The sequence below is a fragment of the Candidatus Accumulibacter vicinus genome (assembly GCF_000584955.1).
Classification (GTDB): Bacteria; Pseudomonadota; Gammaproteobacteria; order Burkholderiales; family Rhodocyclaceae; genus Accumulibacter; species Accumulibacter vicinus.
Genome location: NZ_JDSS02000017.1, coordinates 3,553 through 5,255 on the forward strand (window position 1 = coordinate 3,553; position 1,703 = coordinate 5,255).

General features: G+C 44.8%; 3 protein-coding genes. 1 reads left to right on the forward strand and 2 read right to left on the reverse strand.

What is annotated here, in order from left to right:
* A partial coding sequence (locus CAPSK01_RS21885) for an FtsX-like permease family protein (RefSeq protein WP_034923311.1) occupies positions 1-354 on the forward strand: 354 nt, incomplete at its 5' end.
* A 76-nt stretch (positions 355-430) separates the two neighbouring features.
* Here the strand turns inward: CAPSK01_RS21885 and CAPSK01_RS04940 are convergent.
* Positions 431-1,081: a lipoprotein signal peptidase gene (locus CAPSK01_RS04940; RefSeq protein ID WP_034923305.1), complete on the reverse strand. Its 651-nt coding sequence runs from the start codon at positions 1,079-1,081 to the stop codon at positions 431-433.
* A gap of 11 nt (positions 1,082-1,092) precedes the next feature.
* Positions 1,093-1,703: DUF5915 domain-containing protein (locus CAPSK01_RS04945; RefSeq protein ID WP_034923307.1), on the reverse strand; the 611-nt coding region annotated here is incomplete at its 5' end.

Below are 1,703 nucleotides of genomic sequence, written 5' to 3' on the forward strand. Positions count from 1 at the left end.
CTGGCCATTTTCATTGCCTCGCTGGGGTTGATTGGGTTGGCAGCCTTCACCGCAGAAAAGCGCACCAAAGAATTGGGCATTCGCAAAGTATTAGGTGCATCGGAAGTAAGCCTGGTAAACCTGCTGTCGAAAGAATTTACCAAGCTTGTTGTGATAGCGTTGGTTCTTTCCGTTTTTCCTGCCTGGTATTTCACCTCGCAGTGGCTGCAGGGCTTCGCCTTCCGCATTTCGTTAAGCATTTGGGTGTTTATTGGTGCCGGTGCTGCTGCGCTGGTGGTTGCCTTGTTGTGTGTGGTGTTTCAGGCGCTTCGAACAGCCCGAATCAATCCAGCCAAGTCATTGCGGTATGAGTAAAAAAATTAAGGCCCGAATTTCTTCGGGCCCTGCAAGCAGATTGGAAATAAATAATGATGTAAATATAATCAGTTGATCAAATAGAAGAACTTTCTTCTGATGCTTTCTCAACAGGCTGGTCAATTGTAATACTCTCAATTGATTGTTCGTGAGGTTTTTCTTTAAAAAATCGCTTCTGCATAATCAGTATCGTAACCACGCCTAAAAAAATAGAAGAGTCGGCTATGTTAAACACGGGACTGAAGAATTCGAAATACTTTCCGCCCACAAAGGGAACCCACTCCGGCCAAACGAAATCAAAAATGGGGAAGTAGAGCATGTCAATCACCTGCCCGTGAAACCAGGGTGTGGGTGCATCGGCCGGGGCGTTGTTTAGCAACACGCCATAGAAGGTACTGTCGATCACGTTTCCTACGGCACCGCCCAGTATTAACCCCATACACCACAAAAACCCGCTGTGCATATTGCGCTCCGTCATCTTCCATAAGTACCACGAAATACCAAACATGGCGCCAATGCGAAAGATGGTTAAGGCCAACTTGCCAAATTCATTTTCCCATTTAATGCCAAAGGCCATACCGGGGTTAAGCAGGTAATGAATGCGGAACCATTCACCGATCACATTGATCTCTTCATGCAGGTACATGTTGTTGAACACAAGCATTTTTGAGGTTTGGTCAATAACCACAATCATGAAGGCAAGAAGGAAGTAACGCAAGGAATCCATGTACTTAACTTTTATTTTATAACCCGGATCAACACCTTCAGTATACTTTCATCCATATCGACTTCCGCTGCGTTGGCTACGTTGTCTTTAATCTCAAGACTTACCGCTTGTGTTTCGGTGCTAATATATTGCTTAAATTCTGAAATGGCTGAGGTCATAACCTCGCCATTTCGTTCCACTTCAATAGAAATTTTATCCAATACCTCAAGGCCCATGTCTTTACGCAGGTTTTGAATGCGGTTTACAAAATCGCGGGCTATGCCTTCGCGCTTCAGGTCATCGGTTAGGGTTACATCCAGGGCAACTGTAATGCCGTTGGCACTGGCCACTGCCCATCCCGGAATGTCCTCTGAGCTGATCAGTACATCATCAAGCACCAAATCAAACCCGCCTTTATTCAACCCGCCTGTTTTTTCAATGGTGCTGATCTCCTCTTTGGTAAAGGAATTTATTACGGCAGAAACTTCTTTCATTTTAGGGCCGTATTGCTTGCCCAGTTTAGCAAAATTTGGTTTTACTTTTTTTACCAGTAGTCCGGAGGTATCATCAATGTATTGAACTTCCTTCACGTTTACCTCCGATTTAATGATGGCTTCTACCGTTTTTACACGCTGGGCAAACT

Coding starts and splice junctions, on each gene's coding strand:
- CAPSK01_RS04940 (WP_034923305.1), bottom strand. CDS start 1,081: ATGGATTCCTTGCGTTACTTCCTTCTTGCCTTCATGATTGTGGTTATT.